15 protein-coding genes are annotated in these 15535 nt (G+C 70.0%); 10 read left to right on the top strand and 5 right to left on the bottom strand.

What is annotated here, in order from left to right; translation table 11 throughout:
- The first annotated feature begins 151 nt into the window (after nucleotides 1-151).
- On the top strand, nucleotides 152-1270 hold the full coding sequence (locus INT49_RS04055) for a mandelate racemase/muconate lactonizing enzyme family protein (protein ID WP_319021506.1): 1119 nt from the start codon (nucleotides 152-154) through the stop codon (nucleotides 1268-1270).
- Nucleotides 1271-1351: 81 nt separating this feature from the next.
- Here the strand turns inward: INT49_RS04055 and INT49_RS04050 are convergent, their stop codons facing one another.
- Complete coding sequence (locus INT49_RS04050; protein ID WP_193116443.1) at nucleotides 1352-1750, bottom strand: NUDIX domain-containing protein; 399 nt, start codon at nucleotides 1748-1750, stop codon at nucleotides 1352-1354.
- A 62-nt stretch (nucleotides 1751-1812) separates the two neighbouring features.
- On the opposite strand from INT49_RS04050, the gene INT49_RS04045 reads away from it, so the two are divergent.
- The 3 genes from INT49_RS04045 (at nucleotide 1813) to INT49_RS04035 (ending at nucleotide 3831) form a co-directional block, all read left to right on the top strand.
- Entirely contained in the window at nucleotides 1813-2736 is a 924-nt protein-coding gene (locus INT49_RS04045; RefSeq protein ID WP_193116442.1) for a phosphotransferase, read from the top strand.
- A gap of 70 nt (nucleotides 2737-2806) precedes the next feature.
- On the top strand, nucleotides 2807-3619 hold the full coding sequence (locus tag INT49_RS04040; protein ID WP_193116441.1) for an SDR family oxidoreductase: 813 nt from the start codon (nucleotides 2807-2809) through the stop codon (nucleotides 3617-3619).
- The gene (locus tag INT49_RS04035; protein ID WP_193116440.1) at nucleotides 3616-3831 is read left to right on the top strand and encodes a hypervirulence associated TUDOR domain-containing protein; all 216 of its coding nucleotides are present in this window, start codon (nucleotides 3616-3618) and stop codon (nucleotides 3829-3831) included. Before INT49_RS04040 ends, INT49_RS04035 begins: the two co-directional genes overlap by 4 nt.
- Nucleotides 3832-3861: 30 nt before the next feature.
- On the opposite strand, the gene INT49_RS04030 is transcribed toward INT49_RS04035, so the two are convergent.
- The 4 genes from INT49_RS04030 to INT49_RS04015 all read right to left on the bottom strand — a co-directional run bounded on the left by INT49_RS04030 (nucleotide 3862) and on the right by INT49_RS04015 (nucleotide 8836).
- A complete protein-coding gene (locus INT49_RS04030; protein ID WP_193116439.1) occupies nucleotides 3862-5256 on the bottom strand; it encodes an extracellular solute-binding protein in 1395 nt (464 codons plus the stop codon).
- 401 nt (nucleotides 5257-5657) lie between these two features.
- Complete coding sequence (locus INT49_RS04025; RefSeq protein ID WP_193116438.1) at nucleotides 5658-6560, bottom strand: carbohydrate ABC transporter permease; 903 nt, start codon at nucleotides 6558-6560, stop codon at nucleotides 5658-5660.
- Complete coding sequence (locus tag INT49_RS04020; RefSeq protein ID WP_319021505.1) at nucleotides 6560-7483, bottom strand: carbohydrate ABC transporter permease; 924 nt, start codon at nucleotides 7481-7483, stop codon at nucleotides 6560-6562. Before INT49_RS04020 ends, INT49_RS04025 begins: the two co-directional genes overlap by 1 nt.
- Before the next feature lie 3 nt (nucleotides 7484-7486).
- On the bottom strand, nucleotides 7487-8836 hold the full coding sequence (locus tag INT49_RS04015; protein ID WP_193116437.1) for an ABC transporter substrate-binding protein: 1350 nt from the start codon (nucleotides 8834-8836) through the stop codon (nucleotides 7487-7489).
- 352 nt (nucleotides 8837-9188) lie between these two features.
- Here INT49_RS04015 and INT49_RS04010 point away from each other — a divergent pair, with 352 nt between their 5' ends.
- The 6 genes from INT49_RS04010 (at nucleotide 9189) to INT49_RS03985 (ending at nucleotide 15506) form a co-directional block, all read left to right on the top strand.
- Complete coding sequence (locus INT49_RS04010; RefSeq protein WP_193116436.1) at nucleotides 9189-10313, top strand: glycoside hydrolase family 172 protein; 1125 nt, start codon at nucleotides 9189-9191, stop codon at nucleotides 10311-10313.
- Between the two features lie 28 nt (nucleotides 10314-10341).
- On the top strand, nucleotides 10342-11334 hold the full coding sequence (locus INT49_RS04005) for a LacI family DNA-binding transcriptional regulator (protein ID WP_193116435.1): 993 nt from the start codon (nucleotides 10342-10344) through the stop codon (nucleotides 11332-11334).
- Between the two features lie 131 nt (nucleotides 11335-11465).
- Complete coding sequence (locus INT49_RS04000; RefSeq protein ID WP_193116434.1) at nucleotides 11466-13130, top strand: purine-cytosine permease family protein; 1665 nt, start codon at nucleotides 11466-11468, stop codon at nucleotides 13128-13130.
- 3 nt (nucleotides 13131-13133) lie between these two features.
- Nucleotides 13134-13436 (top strand): urease subunit gamma, encoded by a 303-nt coding sequence (locus INT49_RS03995; RefSeq protein ID WP_193116433.1) that lies wholly within the window; start codon nucleotides 13134-13136, stop codon nucleotides 13434-13436.
- Nucleotides 13437-13445: 9 nt separating this feature from the next.
- Nucleotides 13446-13799 (top strand): urease subunit beta, encoded by a 354-nt coding sequence (locus tag INT49_RS03990; protein WP_193116432.1) that lies wholly within the window; start codon nucleotides 13446-13448, stop codon nucleotides 13797-13799.
- Nucleotides 13800-13802: 3 nt separating this feature from the next.
- Entirely contained in the window at nucleotides 13803-15506 is a 1704-nt protein-coding gene (locus INT49_RS03985; protein WP_193116431.1) for an urease subunit alpha, read from the top strand.
- The last annotated feature ends 29 nt before the right edge of the window (nucleotides 15507-15535 follow it).

Here is a 15535-nt window from a genome sequence, read left to right as displayed (position 1 = left end):
GCGGACCGGGGCGTCCGGGTCGCCAGGGTCGCTCGATTCCACGGGGCGGAGCCATATACGTCGGCCCCGCCCCGCACTAAGCTCGAACCCGGCGGGCGAGCGTTCTCCCGTCCCGCCCCGTCCCCACCGGACCGCTCGACGAGGAGCCCCCGTGCCCGCAGACCTCCCCACCGACCTGCCCGGAACCGGCGCCCTCGCCGGGCACTGGATCGCCGCCGTCGACTCCACCCGCGTGCGCAGCAGGTACCCCCGCACGATCGGCCGCAACGCCCGGCTCGGGGCCCACGGCGACGGGCCCGACGTCCTCGCGATCACCGTGCGCACCGACGCCGGTGCCAGCGGCTGGGGACTCTACGAGGGACCGGAGCCCGACCTCGCCGCCTGCGTCGGCCGACCCCTCGAAGAGCTCTTCGACCCTGCTCTCGGGGTGATCGACCCTGCTGCCCTGCCCCTGGACATCGCCCTCCACGACCTCGCCGGGCGGATCCTGGGCGTGCCGGTGCACGCGATGCTCGGCGGGCACGGCACCGTGCCCGTGGCCTGCTACTCCGGGGCGATCTACTTCGACGACCTCGACCCCGAGGAGAGCCCGCGCGGCCTCGACGGCGTGCTCACGGCCTGCGCGGCCGACTGGGACGCCGGCTACCGCGCCTTCAAGCTCAAGATCGGCCGGGGCAACCTGTGGATGCCGGCCGACGAGGGCTTCGCCCGGGACGTGGAGGTGGTCCGTGCGGTGCGCGACGCCTACCCCGAGGCGCGACTGCTCGTGGACATGAACGACGGCTACAGCCCGGAGCGCACGATCCGGTTCCTCGACGCTGTCCAGGAGTGCGACCTGTACTGGATCGAGGAGCCCTTCGCCGAGCACGCCGAGGGTCTCCGCGCGGTGCGCGAGCACCTGAACCGGACCGGTTCGCGGGTCCTGGTGGCCGACGGCGAGTTCGACCCCGACGTGGAGCAGGTGCTCGACCTCGCCGCGGCAGGCCTGCTGGACGTGCTGCTCATGGACGTGCTGTCCTTCGGCTTCACCGCCTGGCGCCGCATCATGCCGCGAGTCCGCGAGGCGGGCGTGCTCGCCTCGCCCCACGCCTGGGGCCACCCGCTGAAGACCCTCTACGCCGCGCAGCTCGCCGCCGGGCTCGGCACCATCCCCGTCGTCGAGGCGGTCCCCGGCCGCACCGAGGGCGTCGACGCGACCGGCTACACGCTGCTCGACGGGGCCATCACGCTGCCGGACGATCCCGGCTTCGGCCTGCATCTGGGCGGCTGACGCCGGCCGACGGATCGCCGGATCGCGTCGGCCGACGGGCGCGCGGCCTCGGCGCTGAGCCGCCGGCGCTCCCGCTCGGAGTCAGGCGCCGTGACTCCGGAGGGCCGCCGCCACGGCGACCACCGCGCCCTCCGGAACCAGCCCGATGTCCGCGAGCTGAACGATCTCCACCCAGCGGGGCGTGTAGACGTTCTCGTCCGATGACCGCTCGACCTCCGGCCCGCCGAGACGCAGCGGACCGTCCGCGACCGTCACCGCGAAGTACCTCGCCGCGGGATCGGAGCGGATCTCCAGCTCCTGCGGGTCGCGCCCGATCAGACCGGTCTCCTCCTGCAGCTCCCGCAGGCAGGCCTCCTGGACGCTCTCGCCCCGCTCGACGCCGCCGCCCGGCAGCACCGCATACTCCCGGCCGGACGTCCGTCGGCCGATCACCAGCACCGACCCGTCGCGGACGACGACGGCGGCTGCTCGGATGCGCATGCCCCGAGCGTACCGGCGGAAAATCCCGTGCCGTCGGGTCGGCCGCGTGGAAGGGTGTGCCCATGACGCACCGGCTGACCTGGACCGACTTCCCCGACCCGCTCCGTGCGCGCCTCGAGGAGCTGCTCGGCGGAGCCGTGGTGTCCACGCAGTCCTGTCGCGGAGGTTTCTCGTCGAGCAGCGCCGAGATCCTTCGCTCGCAGGCCGGGCGTCGGCTCTTCGTCAAGGCGGTGCGCGAGCGCGACAATCCCGGTTCGATGGCCCTGAACCGTTCCGAGGCCGCCGCGCTCGCGCGCATCCCCGCCTCCGCCCCGGTCCCACCGCTGGTCGCGGCCTTCGACCACGAGGACTGGTTCGTGCTGGTCACCGAGGTGGCGCCCGGGGCCCTCCCGGCCGAGCCCTGGACCGTGGCGCAGCTTGACCAGGTGCTCGCAGCGCTCGACGAGCTGCAGGCCGCGGCCACCCCGTGCCCCGTCCCGGGCCTGCGCAGCGTCGCGGAGTCGCTCGGCCCCGACATGCTCGGCTTCGACCGGGTCGCCGAGGATCCGCCGACGGATCTCGACCCGTGGATCGCCGAGCGTCTCGACGCGCTGCGCGAGGCGGCGAGGCGGGGCATCGGCGCGCTCGACGGGGACACGCTGTGCCATTCCGACGTGCGCGCGGACAACATCCTGGTCACCGAGCACGGCGAGGTGAGCCTCGTCGACTGGGCCTGGGCCTCGCGCGGCAGCCGCATCGCCGACGCCCTCCAGCTGCTCGCCTCGGTCCCGGACCCCGACGGCACGCTGGGCGTCAACGACCGCGTCGATGCGGTGCTGGACCGTCACGGACTGCCGAGGCAGGTGGGCACCGATGTGCTCGTGGGGATCCTCGCCTTCTTCGTCGACGCCGCCCGGTGGCCCCACGACCCGAGCTTGCCGCTGCTGGGGGAGCATCGGCGCCGGTTCCGTGACTCCCTGGTCGCCGTGGTCCGCGAGCGCTGGTGAGGGTTCCGTCTCCAGGCGTACGATCCGAGACACCCCGGAGTCGACGGTCAGCGTCGGAGAGGAGCCAGAGATGTCCCAGGTCATCGCCGTCGTCGGCGCGACAGGCACGCTCGGACGAACGGTCGTCGAGGTGGCCCGCGCCGAGGGGCTCGAGGTGCGGGAGATCGCCCGCTCCCGCGGCGTCGACATCGTCACGGGTGAGGGCCTCGACGAGGCGCTCCGCGGCGTCCAGCTCGTCATCGACTGCTTCAAGCCGCCCACCCTCGAGGCCGAGCAGGCGACGGAGTGGTTCCACGAGGCGATGAGCGGCCTCGGTGACGCGGCACGCCGAGCCGGCGTGACGCGCACGGTGGTCACCTCGATCGTGGGCATCGACGGGATGCAGGACTACGGCTTCTACCGTGCCCAGCTCGCGCATGAGCAGGCCGCGCGCGAGCACTGCCCGGGCACGGTGATCGTGCGTGCCACGCAGTTCCACGACTTCGTGGGGAACATGCTCGTGCGCGACGGCGACGGCGACGGCGACGGCGACGGCGAGGGTCTGCAGGTCATGGAGGCCCCCTCGCAGCCCGTCGACACCCGCGCGGTCGCCGCCCTGCTGCTGCGCACGGCGCTCGCCGAGCAGCCCGACGAGCTGCTCCAGATCGCCGGACCTCAGGTCGAGAACACCCTGGACCAGGCCCGGCGCCTGCTCGCCGCACGCGGGGACGCCACCCCCGTCACAGGCGCTCCGGCCAGCGAGTCGATGTCCCGTGGCGGCATGCTGCCCGGCCCCGAGGTGCCGACCGTCGGCCAGACCTACGAGCAGTGGCTCGACGAGCACGAACGGCCCCACGACACGATGACCGGGGGCGCACCCCGGCAGGGAGGAGATCGGACATGAGCACGGAATTCGCCGTCGGCGACCACGTGAGCTGGAACTCCGAGGCCGGGCAGGTCTCAGGAACCATCACCGCGGTCCATACCGCCGATTTTGACTACAAGGGGCACACCCGTCGCGCGAGCGCGGATGAGCCCCAGTACGAGATCCGCAGCGACACGACCGACCACGTCGCCGCGCACAAGGGCTCGGCCCTGTCGAAGCTCGGGAACTGAACACGGTGGCCCGACGGGTCCGGCGACGGTTCAGAGGCTGAAGTCGGGGTCCGGTTCCCCGAACCCCTCCGGGAGCCTGACCGGACAGAACTGCTGCATCGTGGGGTCCACGTAGTCCTGGGCGAACCGGACCGCTTCCTCCGGGGTGCGTGATCTCTGGTTGAGGCTGTCCTGCATCATCATCATGGCGTCCCAGAGCTTCGTGCCGACGGGAAGCGGCGGGCGGGAGCGGGCGAACTCCATGATCTCGACGAAGAACTCGATGCTCGGATCCCAGGCCTCGGGGTCCTGGACGGCATCCATGCTCGTCGGGATCCGGGAGATCTGCGGCATGAGGATCCGCTGCCCCTCGTATCCGGCGTAGAACGCCATGAGCTTCCAGGCCGCCTCGGACCTGCTCGACCCCTTCGGCATCGCCAGACCGAAGCCGCCTGCCCAGGTGAAGGGGTCGTCGCTCCCGTCGGCGATCGGAACGTGCGTCACCCCGTAGCGCATGTCCGGTTTGTAGTCGCTCTGGGACTGCACTCCCCAGGGGCCGGAGATCTGGAACATCTGCCGCTCGGAGAAGAACGAGGTCTGCGTCGGCGGGGCGTTCGGCGGCTGGTAGGTCGCCTTGAAGGCGTCGACGCGGGGGAAGTCGAGCCGATCCACCCAGCTCGCATACTCCGTCGCGACGGCCAGCATCTCCGGGGAGTCGAGCGTCATGCTGCAGGTGCTGTTGTCGAAGAACGTGACGCCGGAGGCCATCGCCCACATCAGCAGCGAGGCCTCGCCGTCCCAGGGGATCCAGGTGATCCGCTCGTAGTTTCCCTGCTCGTCCTGGATGTCGAAGGCGTCGCTGATCTCCCACATCTGGTCCAGCGTCATGGGGCCGTTCGCCGGGTCCAGCAGCGTCGGATCGACCCCTGCCTCCTCGGTGAGGGCCTTGTTGTAGTACATGGCCCGGGTGTCCGTATCCAGCGGGAGCCCGTACCATTGGCCGTCGTAGAGCACCTCGTCCGTCGAGAACTTCACCCAGTTCGCCATGAACTCCTCGGGCTCGACGCCTTCGTAGTCGCGGATCAGCTCGTCGAGCGGTTCGAGCAGGCCCAGGGACGCCATCTCGGCACCGCTGAACCGTCCCATGAAATAGACGTCCGGTCCCGTGCGTCCGCGGACGGCCGTGATCACCGGGGACGCATCGCCCTGCGAGCTGCTGGGCACCTGCGAGACGGCCACGGTGATGCCGGGATTCTGCTCGGTGAACGCCTCGATGACCTCGGCTTCCTTGTCCACGTCGCTCGCCCAGATGCCCCACAGGGTCACCGTGTTCGGGTCCCGATCGGATCCGGTGGGGCGATTCGTGCATCCCGTGATGGCACCGCCGGCCACGGAGACCGTGCCCCCGGCGGTGAGGGCGCGCAGGAACTCTCGGCGATCAATCATGGCGGCACCCCGGGAACGCCGTCGTTCCGGCTGGGAGGAGAGCACTCATCATCGACCTTTCCCCGAGCGGCGACGGTGCGGCCCGGTCCGTCACCGTATCCAGGGGACACGGGGGTCGATAGGCCACAGGCGGACGCGCGAGTTCGCACGACGGACGCCGCTGCTCGGGTCGCGAAGGGTCCTGCGTGTCCCGGCTGCCCCGGATGGGTCATCGGACGCAGCGGCGGCTCGGAGGGTGCGGGCGGCGGCACGCACGGGCCGATGGTGAGGCGAGCTGGCGATATGGACAGCTCACCTCACCATCGGCCAGTCGAACATCGGCGAATCGCGTCTGTGCCTGTGCCCGGCTCCGGGAGTCGCACGGTACGGCTCGCTGGTCGCCCTGGTTTGGAGCGTTCGGACTACTTCAGCCCGGCCATCTTGATGTTCGCGATGATCTGCCGCTGGAAGATCAGGAACAGGATGATCACGGGTGCTGCGGCGAGCGTCGATCCTGCCATGAGCAGCGCCAGCTCGCTGGAGCGTTCGGAGCGGAAGGTCGCCAGGTACTGCTGGACCTGGTAGAGGTCAGGGCTGGTGATCGTCATGACCGGCCACACGTAGGCGTTCCAGAACACCAGGAATGACGTGATGCCCACGACCACGAAGGGCGGTTTCGACAGCGGCACGAACAGTCGCAGGAAGATCCCGAACTTCCCGCAGCCGTCGATCATCGCGGCCTCCTCGAGGCTGCGGGGGATGTTCAGATAGAACTGCCGGATGAAGAACACGTGGGCCGCCGCGGCCGCGCCGGGCAGGATCAGCACCGCGAGGGTGTCCAGCATGTGCAGCTTCGTGACCACGATGAAGCTGGTCAGCAGGATCGTCATGCCGGGGATGAACATCGTGGAGATGACCACCACCCACAGCGTGCGCTTGAAGGCGAACTCGAGCCGGGCGAAGGCGTAGGCGGCGAAGGAGTTCACCGTGAGGCTCAGCAGGGTGAACAGCACCGCGCCGAAACCGGTGATCGCCAGGGTCCGCACGAAGGCGGGGTCGGCGAGGATCTGCTGGTAGTTCTCCAGTCGCCACACCTCGGGGAAGAACTGGAACGGGGTGCGCACCACCTCCTGCTTCGACTTGAATCCGGCGATGGCCATCCACGCCAACGGGAAGAGGGCGGCGGTGACGATGACGATCGCGACGACGGTGCGGATGATCGCGGTGAGCACCCGGCGCACGGTCAGAGGCCGGCGTCGTGGCTGCGAAGGAGAGACCGGTGAGGCCGGCGCGAGGCGCCGGGAGGTCTCCAGGGGCACGGTCATCAGTCCACCAGTTTCTCGGAGTTCAGCACGCGGAAGATCAGGGCGGAGACCGCTCCCAACACGAGGAACAGCAGCAGCGCCGCCGCGATCGAATAGCCCTGATAGGTGTCCCCGCGGAAGTGGTTGAAGATGAAGAGGTTGGGCAGCGTGGTGGAGTCCAGCGGCCCGCCACCGGTCATCACCAGCGGCAGCTCGTACTGCTGGATCGCGGCCACGAAGCCCGTGATCAGCAGGTACAGCAGTACGTTCTTCATCTGGGGGATGGTGATGTACCGGGTGCGCTGCCACCAATTCGCACCCTCGAGCTGCGCGGCCTCGTAGAAGCTCTCCGGCACGTCGAGCATCGCCGCGATCATGATCAGGGTCATCAGTCCCAGCCCCATCCAGATCGCTGGCACCGCGATCGCCGGCAGCGCGAGGCGCACGTCGCCGATCCACGCCTGGTCCTCGATCCCCACCAGCCCGACGGCCGCGTTCAGCAGCCCGCCGGAGTACTCGTAGATGAGGGCGAAGGTGATCGAGGTGATCACGGCGGAGATGATCGTGGGGATGTAGACGGCGATCTTCAGGGTCGTGGCCAGGCGTCGCCCCACCCCGGTCACGAAGCTCGCGATGAGGAAGGACAGCAGCAGCTGAACGGGGAGAGTCATGAGCACGAAGAGGAGGCCGCGCCGGATCGCCGCCCGGAATTCCGGATCGGTGAGCACATTGACGAAGTTCCGCAGACCCACGAACTCCGATTCCTGGTAGAAGCTCCAGTTGAAAAAGCTCAGGTAGATCGCAGAGATCGTGGGCACGATGACGAAGATCGTCAGCAGGATCAGCACCGGCGCCAGCATCAGCAGGGTGATGCGGGTGTCGCGGGGCGGGTGGGAGTGCAGGGGAGCGGGGGAGCCCTGCGCCGTCGGGGAGCTCGTCGCCACCGGTCAGTCCCTGGGTGCCTTGCCCGCGAGCTCCTCGCGGTCGATGACCTTCTGGATCTCGCCGTTCGCGCCGCTCAGCGCCTTCGCGGGATCCTCGCCGTTCATGCCCTTCTCCAGAGCCTTGCCCATGGCGAGCAGGATGTCCCAGGGGTAGGACGGGGTGGGGACCGACGCCGGTGCGATGTCCTCGCTGACCACGGCGGACCACGGGGCATCCGCCGCTTCGGGCGCGGCCTGCACGGCGTCGGCGACGTCGGGCCGGGCGGGCGCCTTCGTGAACTGGGTGCCCACGAAGAAGGGCACCAGATTCGCGACGTCCCCGGCGAGGCACCAGGACAGGAAGTCCGCCGCGCCATCCGGCTGATCGGTCTTCGCGTCGATGACCCACTTGAAGTTGCCCAGCGTCGCCACGGAGGCGGACAGGTCGCCGTCGCTCGTGGGGAAGGGCGCGATGCCGGTGACGCCCAGGAGGTCGTCGTAGTCCGAGGCGATCTCGCTGAAGGCCCAGGACCCGGAGGTCATCATGGCGCACTTCTGTTCGCCGTACGCCTTCGCCTCGACATAGGCGCCGAGCGGCTGCTTGGGGATGTATCCCTTCTCGCGCAGGGTCTTGTAGAAGCCCAGCAGCTCCTCGTACTGGGCATCCTCGGCATCGGCCTCTGACCAGTCGTCGGTGATCGGGAAGTGGCCCGCGACCTGGAACTGCTGGCCGACCGTCGCCCAGGCGAAGGTGTCCTGATCGCCGGCTGTGGTCAGCGCGAACGCCCCGTCGGGCAGGGTGGGCAGGAGCTTCTCGCAGGTCGCGTAGAGCTCATCCCAGGAGGTCGGCGGCTTCTCAGGGTCCAGCCCGGCCGCCTCGAACATGTCCTTGTTCCAGAACAGGGCGGACTGCGGCTCGAGCAGCAGCGGGTAGCCGTAGACCTTCCCGTCCACGGTCACGAGCTCCTTCGCCTGGTCGGTGAGGTTCTCGAGCTGCTCGGCGTCCAGCAGGTCGTCGAGGGCGAGGAACTGTCCCAGCCGCGCGCCCTCGTCCATCGTGGAGGGGTCCGTGTACACATCCGGCATGGTGCCCGCGGCCTGGGCGGATTTCACCCGCTGGTCCCAGGCGTCTGCGGGGACCTCGACGTCCTTGACGAAGAACTTCTCCTGGGCGTCGTTGTACGAGGAGACGATCCCGGCGTACCACTCGTTCTCGAAGGGGGTGAAGGTGCGATGCCAGAACTCGATCGGGGTGCGTCCGTCGGCCTCAGCGGCATCGTCCTTGGACTCACCGGGCGTGCCGCTGCCGCAGGCGGCGAGGGATGCCGCGGCTGCGGACGCCGCGGTCGCCGTGAGGAGGGTGCGTCGTTTCATGGTGCTGCTCCTTGCGTCGGTGCTGCCATGTCGGGGGAGGAGCTGCGTCGGGCCGATCAGCTCCGCTGCTGGGTGGACGTGCTGGATGCGCGGAGGCGCTGGGCTCGGGACCATGCCGGCCAGACGTCGGGGCCACCGCTCAGCGACGTTGTCGAGGGTGTCCGATGTGCCGATCGATCCCGACTCGACGCCTCTTCGCCTCGGTCGGTAATCGTTTGCGCGCCAACGTAGTCCGGGGTGCCGAAGGTGTCAACGACCAGTGCCAGGTCGCGGACCGTTGACGCCGGTCGCCCCGCTCCGTATCGTGCCGGTAAACGTTTCCTGATCATCGCCGATCTTCTGGGAGTACCCCGTGACCCACCCCGCCCGAGACCTCGCCGCGCTGCGACCCGTCCAGACCCGTTCGATCAGCCCCGAGAACGTCGACGGCTCTGTCGGCGGAGGCGGCCGCGCCACCGAGGGCACCGGTGCCGACGCCGCCCGCGACCTCGGCCAGGGCTGGAAGGTGTCTCCGAGCGTCGACGTCAAGGCGGGGGAGACCTTCACCCTCGCCGACATCGATTCGGCCGGGGTCATCACCCACATCTGGATCACCACCCACACCGACCACTGGCGCCAGCTCGTGGTGCGCGCCTACTGGGACGGCGCCGAGGAGCCCGCGGTCGAGGTGCCCTACGGCGACTTCTTCGCCAATGGCTGGGGCGTGTTCGCGCAGGTCGACTCGCAGATGGTCGCCGCGAACCCGCACGGCGGCTTCAACTCCTACTGGCCGATGCCGTTCCGGGAGGGCGCTCGCCTCACGCTGGAGAACACCTCGGACCAGGACGCCCGGGTCTACTACCAGGTGACCTACGAGCTCGGCGGCGACCACCGTGAGGACGCCTACTTCCACGCGCAGTGGCGCCGCTCGAACCCGCTCCCGGAGGCCACCGAGCACGTGCTGCTCGAGGGCATTGAGGGGCAGGGCCAGTACGTGGGCACCTACATCGCCTGGGGCGTGCACTCCAACGGCTGGTGGGGCGAGGGTGAGATCAAGTTCTACCTCGACGACGACCAGCCCGACGGCGGCTTCCCGACCATCGCCGGCACCGGCACCGAGGACTACTTCGGCGGCGCCTGGAACTTCGACATCCCCGGCGAGGGCTACACGGCCTTCTCCACGCCGTACCTGGGCATGCCGCAGGTGATCCGGCCCGACGGGCTTTACATTGCCCAGCAGCGCTTCGGCATGTACCGCTGGCACGTGGCCGACCCGATCCACTTCACCACCGGTCTGCCTCGCGTGGACATCCAGGCCCTGGGCTGGAAGAGCGCCGGCCGCTACCTGCCGCTGCGCGACGACATCGCCTCCACCGCGATCTTCTACCTCGACCGTCCGGTGACCACGCGTCCCGAGCCGCCGACCTTCGACGGCATGGAGGTCCACCTCGGATCCGGCGCCGGCCCGCACAGCCCCGCAGGTCCCGTCCGCGCCTGAGCGGCGCCCATCAGCAGGGAGGACCGCGGTGTCGCAGAGACCCACGATCATGGATGTGGCCGCCGCCGCCGGCGTGTCCTCGGCGACGGTGTCCCGGGTCGTCAACGGCGTCGCCTCGGTCGACCGGGACCTCGCCCGACGGGTGCGTGCCGCGGTGCGCACCACCGGGTACGTCCCCAATGCGCTGGGGCGCTCCCTGCGCCGCGGCGGGACCGCGCAGATCGCGGTGGTGACCCCCGATGCGGAGAACCCCTACTTCACGCAGATCATCAGCGAGGTGGAGCGGATCGTGCGCGCCGACCACTACTCGGTGACGGTCGCCCACACGGAGGACGACCTCGACCTCGAGCGGGACTGCTTCGCCCAGCTGGTGGGCCGCCATGTCGCCGGGGTGCTGCTGGTCCCGGTGCACGGCGCCCGCACCGATCTGTCGCCCCTCACCGATGCCGGCATCCCCGTGGTGCTCGTGGACCGCTGGATCGACGGCGCCGCGACGGACCTGGTCGCGACCGACAACATCGAGGCGGGCAGGCAGGCCGCCCGGCATCTCCACGAGCGCGGCTTCCGCGCCCCGGCGGTGCTCACCGGGCCCTCCGATCTGCGCACCACCGAGGAGCGCGTCGTCGGCCATCTCGCCGCGTGGCGCGAGCTGGGAGTCGCGGCCCCGGACTCCGTGATCGCCCGCGGCGACCTGCATCTGGAGTCCGGGCGCGAGCTGATGGCGCAGATCCTCGCCGCCGGCGAGGCCGACTGCGTCTACGTGACCAACAACCGGATGTCCGCCGGCGCCTTCGAGTCGATGCGCGGCGTCCAGGACGCCCCGGCCCTGCTCGCCACCGACGACGACCTGTGGACCCGCCTGGTCACCCCGTCGGTCTCCGTGGTGCACCAGCCGGTGCGGGCGACCGCCCGGGCCGCGGCTCGCATGCTCGGCCAGCGCATGACCGATCCCGAGGAGGAGCCCTCGACGACCCTGCTGCGCTCCCGGATCATCGACCGGGAATCGACCCGCCCGCGCTGATCCAGCGCTGAGACGGCTGGTCACGAACGGGTCACGGCGACGTCCGGCGAAGACGTCGACGGACCCTGCGCCCTACGGTTCCGGTGTCCCGAACAGGCCTCTGGCCTGCCCCCACCGAACGGAGCGCTGCCGTGAGCCTTGACGCCAGACCCAGTCCCGAAGCCCCCGGACTCCCCGCCGATGCGCGCGCCGCGACCAACGAGAGCCTCGAGGACTACACCCTCCGATTCGCCCCGCGCTCGTACCGCAGGTGGGGGCCGGGTGTCGTCGCGACGAGCGCCCTGGGCGGCATCGCCTACCTCGCGGACTTCTCCATCGGCGCGAACATCGGCCTGACCCACGGCACGCTCAACGGGATCATCGGCATCCTCGTCGCCGCCGCGATCATCTTCCTCAGCGGGTTCCCGTTGGCCTATTACGCGGCCCGCTACAACCTCGACCTCGACCTCATCACCCGCGGCGCCGGCTTCGGGTACTACGGCTCGGTCATCACCAACGTCATCTTCGCGTCGTTCACCTTCATCTTCTTCGCCCTCGAGGGCTCGATCATGGCGCAGGGCCTCTTCCTGGGCCTGGGGATCCCGCGCTGGATCGGGTACCTGATCTCGACTCTGCTGATCTTCCCCCTGGTCATCTACGGCATGAAGGTGCTCGCGAAGCTGCAGGTCGCCACGACCCCGGTGTGGCTGGTCCTGATGGTCATCCCCGTCGTCTACCTCGTCGTCTCCCACCCCGAGTCGGTGCAGAACTTCTTCGCGCACACCGGGGAGGGCGGCGGAGGAGTCAGCTTCGCCTCCGCGATGCTCGCCGCCGGCGTGTGCCTCTCGCTCATCGCGCAGATCGCGGAACAGATCGACTACCTGCGGTTCATGCCCCCGCGCACCGCGCAGAACCGGCGCCGGTGGTGGGCCTCCACCATCCTGGGCGGGCCCGGCTGGGTGCTCTTCGGAGCCACCAAGCAGATCCTCGGCATGTTCCTCGCGATCTACCTGGTCGCCACGGTGCCCGGCGCCCGCGAGTTCGCCAACGAGCCCGTCCAGCAGTTCCTGGTCACCTACCAGCAGCTCATGCCCGCCTGGCTGGCCCTCCTCCTCGCCGTCGTGCTGGTGGTCATCTCCCAGGTGAAGATCAACGTCACCAACGCCTACTCCGGCTCGCTGGCCTGGACCAACGCCTATACACGGCTCACGCGCCGCTATCCCGGGCGCCTGGTGTTCCTCGGGGTGAACCTCGGCATCGCCCTGGTGCTGATGGAGGCGAACATGTTCGACTTCCTCAACGGGATCCTGAGCTTCTACGCGAACCTCGCCATGTCCTGGATCCTGGTGGTCGCCTCGGACATCGTCATCAACAAGCACCTCCTGGGACTCTCGCCGAAGAAGCCCGAGTTCCGCCGCGGGATGCTCTACAACTGGAACCCGGTGGGTCTGGTCGCGATGGCGCTCGCCGGCGGCATCTCGATCGCGATCTTCTTCGGGGCCTTCGGCGCCGCCGTCCAGCCCTACTCCCCGCTGTTCGCCGTCGGCATCGCCGTGGTGGCGACCCCGCTCATGGCGGTCATCACCCAGGGCCGGTACTACCTGCGCCGCACCGACGACGGCATCGACCTGCCGATGTACGACGAGGACGGCAACCCCTCCGGGGAGACGCTCACGTGCTGCGTCACCGGGCTGGAGTTCGAGCGCCCCGACATGATCGCCTCGGCGAAGCCCGGCCCGAACGGCGAGAAGCAGTACCTCAGCTCCCTGGCCCTGGCCACCGACCGCACGGGCGAGCACGTGCTGCCGGAGGAGTGAGCCATGCGCTTCACTCCCGGTGACACCGAGAAGCTGATGCTGTCCGTCGCGGGGATGGTGGCCCGCGACCGTCTCGAGCGCGGCGTGCAGCTGAACCATCCCGAGGCCGTGGCGCTGCTGTCCACCTGGGTGATCGAGCGCGCCCGCGACGGTCGCCGCGTCGAGGAGCTCATGGTGAGCGGCCGCGAGGTGCTCAGCCGGGACCAGGTCATGGAGGGCGTCTCCGCGATGCTCACCGACGTGCAGGTCGAAGCGACGTTCCCCGACGGCCGCAAGCTCGTCACGATCCACCATCCGATCGACTGAGAGGGCCCCATGACGGAGGCAGAGAGCGCGCCGGCGGGACCCGGCGCGATCCGGGTGCGCCCCGGCGACCGGGTGCTCAACGTGCGGGACCGGGAGGAGGACCGTCTGGTGCTGGTCCTCGAGAACACCGGGGACCGCCCCATCCAGATCGGGTCGCACATCCATCTTCCCGACGTGAACGCGTCGCTCGTCCTGGATCGCGAGGCCGCTCAGGGCTTCCGTCTCGACATCCCCGCCGGCACCTCCCTGCGCTTCGAGCCGGGCGCCTCGCGGGAGCTGCCGCTGGTGCGCCTCGGCGGCGCCGCACACGTGCCCGGGATCCAGATCCGTGCTCCCCACGATCCTCACGGGAAGGCGGTCTGATCCATGGCCGTCATCAGCTCCGCGCGATACGCCGCGCTCTACGGCCCCACCACCGGTGATCAGATCCGGCTCGGCGACACCGACCTGTGGATCGAGGTCGAGGAGGATCGCACCTTCGGCGGGGAGGAGGCCGTCTTCGGAGGCGGCAAGTCGATCCGCGAGTCGATGGGCCAGGGGACGACGACCCGCGCCGAGGGCGCCCCGGACACGGTCATCACCAACGCGATCGTCCTGGACTGGTGGGGAGTCGTGCGGGCCGACGTCGGCCTGCGCGACGGTCGCATCGTCGCGCTCGGGAAGGCCGGCAACCCCGATGTCTCCGACGGGATCCATCCCGCCCTGAGGATCGGCCCGTCGACCGACATCATCGCCGGTGAGGGGAGGATCCTCACCGCCGGGGCCTTCGACACCCACGTCCATCTGCTCTCCCCGTCGCAGATCCACGAGGCGCTCGCCACCGGCACCACCACCATCGGCGGAGGCGGCACCGGCCCCTCCGAGGGCAGCCGCGCCACCACGGTCACCCCCGGCGCCTGGCACCTCGGGACCATGCTCCAGGCTCTGGACGATCTGCCCGTGAACGTGCTCCTGCTGGGCAAGGGCAACACGGTCTCCGCGGAGGGCCTCGCCGAGCAGGCGCTCGCCGGCGCCGCCGGGTACAAGGTCCACGAGGACTGGGGCGCGACGCCCGCCGCGATCGACGCCTCGCTGCGGGCGGCCGGCGAGCACGGCCTGCAGGTGGCCCTGCACTCGGATTCCCTCAACGAATCCGGCTTCGTCGAGTCCACGATCGCCGCGATCGGCGGGCGCACGATCCACGCCTTCCACATCGAGGGCGCCGGCGGCGGCCATGCACCGGACATCCTCGAGATCGCCTCGCTGCCCCATGTGCTGCCGGGGTCGACGAACCCGACCCTGCCGCACACCGTGAACACCGTCGCCGAGCATCTCGACATGCTCATGGTCTGCCACCATCTCAAGGCCTCGGTCCCCGAGGACCTCGCCTTCGCGGAGTCCCGCATCCGCGCCTCGACGATCGCCGCCGAGGACCTCCTGCACGATCTGGGAGCCCTGTCGATCACCTCCTCCGACGCCCAGGCGATGGGTCGCATCGGCGAGGTCATCACGCGCACCTGGCAGGTCGCCCATGTCATGAAGGACCGCGTCGGCTCCCTGGGCGGTTCCCTCCCGGCCGACAACGAGCGGGCCCGGCGCTACGTCGCGAAGTACACGATCAACCCCGCGATCGCCCACGGCGTCGACGCGCACATCGGTTCCGTGGAGCCCGGGAAGCTGGCCGATCTGGTGCTGTGGGACCCGCGCTTCTTCGGGGTGCGACCGGCGCTCGTGCTCAAGGGCGGCGCGATCGCCTGGGCGGCCCTGGGCGATCCGAACGCCTCGATCCCCACGCCGCAGCCCGTGCTCATGAGGCCCACGTTCGGGGACGCGATCGGCGCGGACCTCTCCGTCTCCTTCGTCGCGCCGTCGGCGATCGACGACGGACTGCGCGACCGCCTCGGACTGCGCCGGGAGCTCCTGCCCGTCGCCCCGACCCGGGAAGTCACCAAGGCCGACCTGCGCAACAACGACGCCCTGCCGCAGATCGACATCCGCCCCGACACCTTCGAGATCCGGATCGACGGGGAGCTGGTCGAACCCCGGCCCGCCCGCACCGTGCCGCTCGCCCAGCTCTACCAGATGTTCTGAGCGCCGTGCCCACGACCCCTGTATTCCCC

The organism is Brachybacterium tyrofermentans (assembly GCF_014897585.1).
GTDB lineage: Bacteria > Actinomycetota > Actinomycetes > Actinomycetales > Dermabacteraceae > Brachybacterium > Brachybacterium tyrofermentans.
Note: the sequence above shows the minus strand (reverse complement) of the source record. Positions and strands in the feature narration are given on the sequence as shown.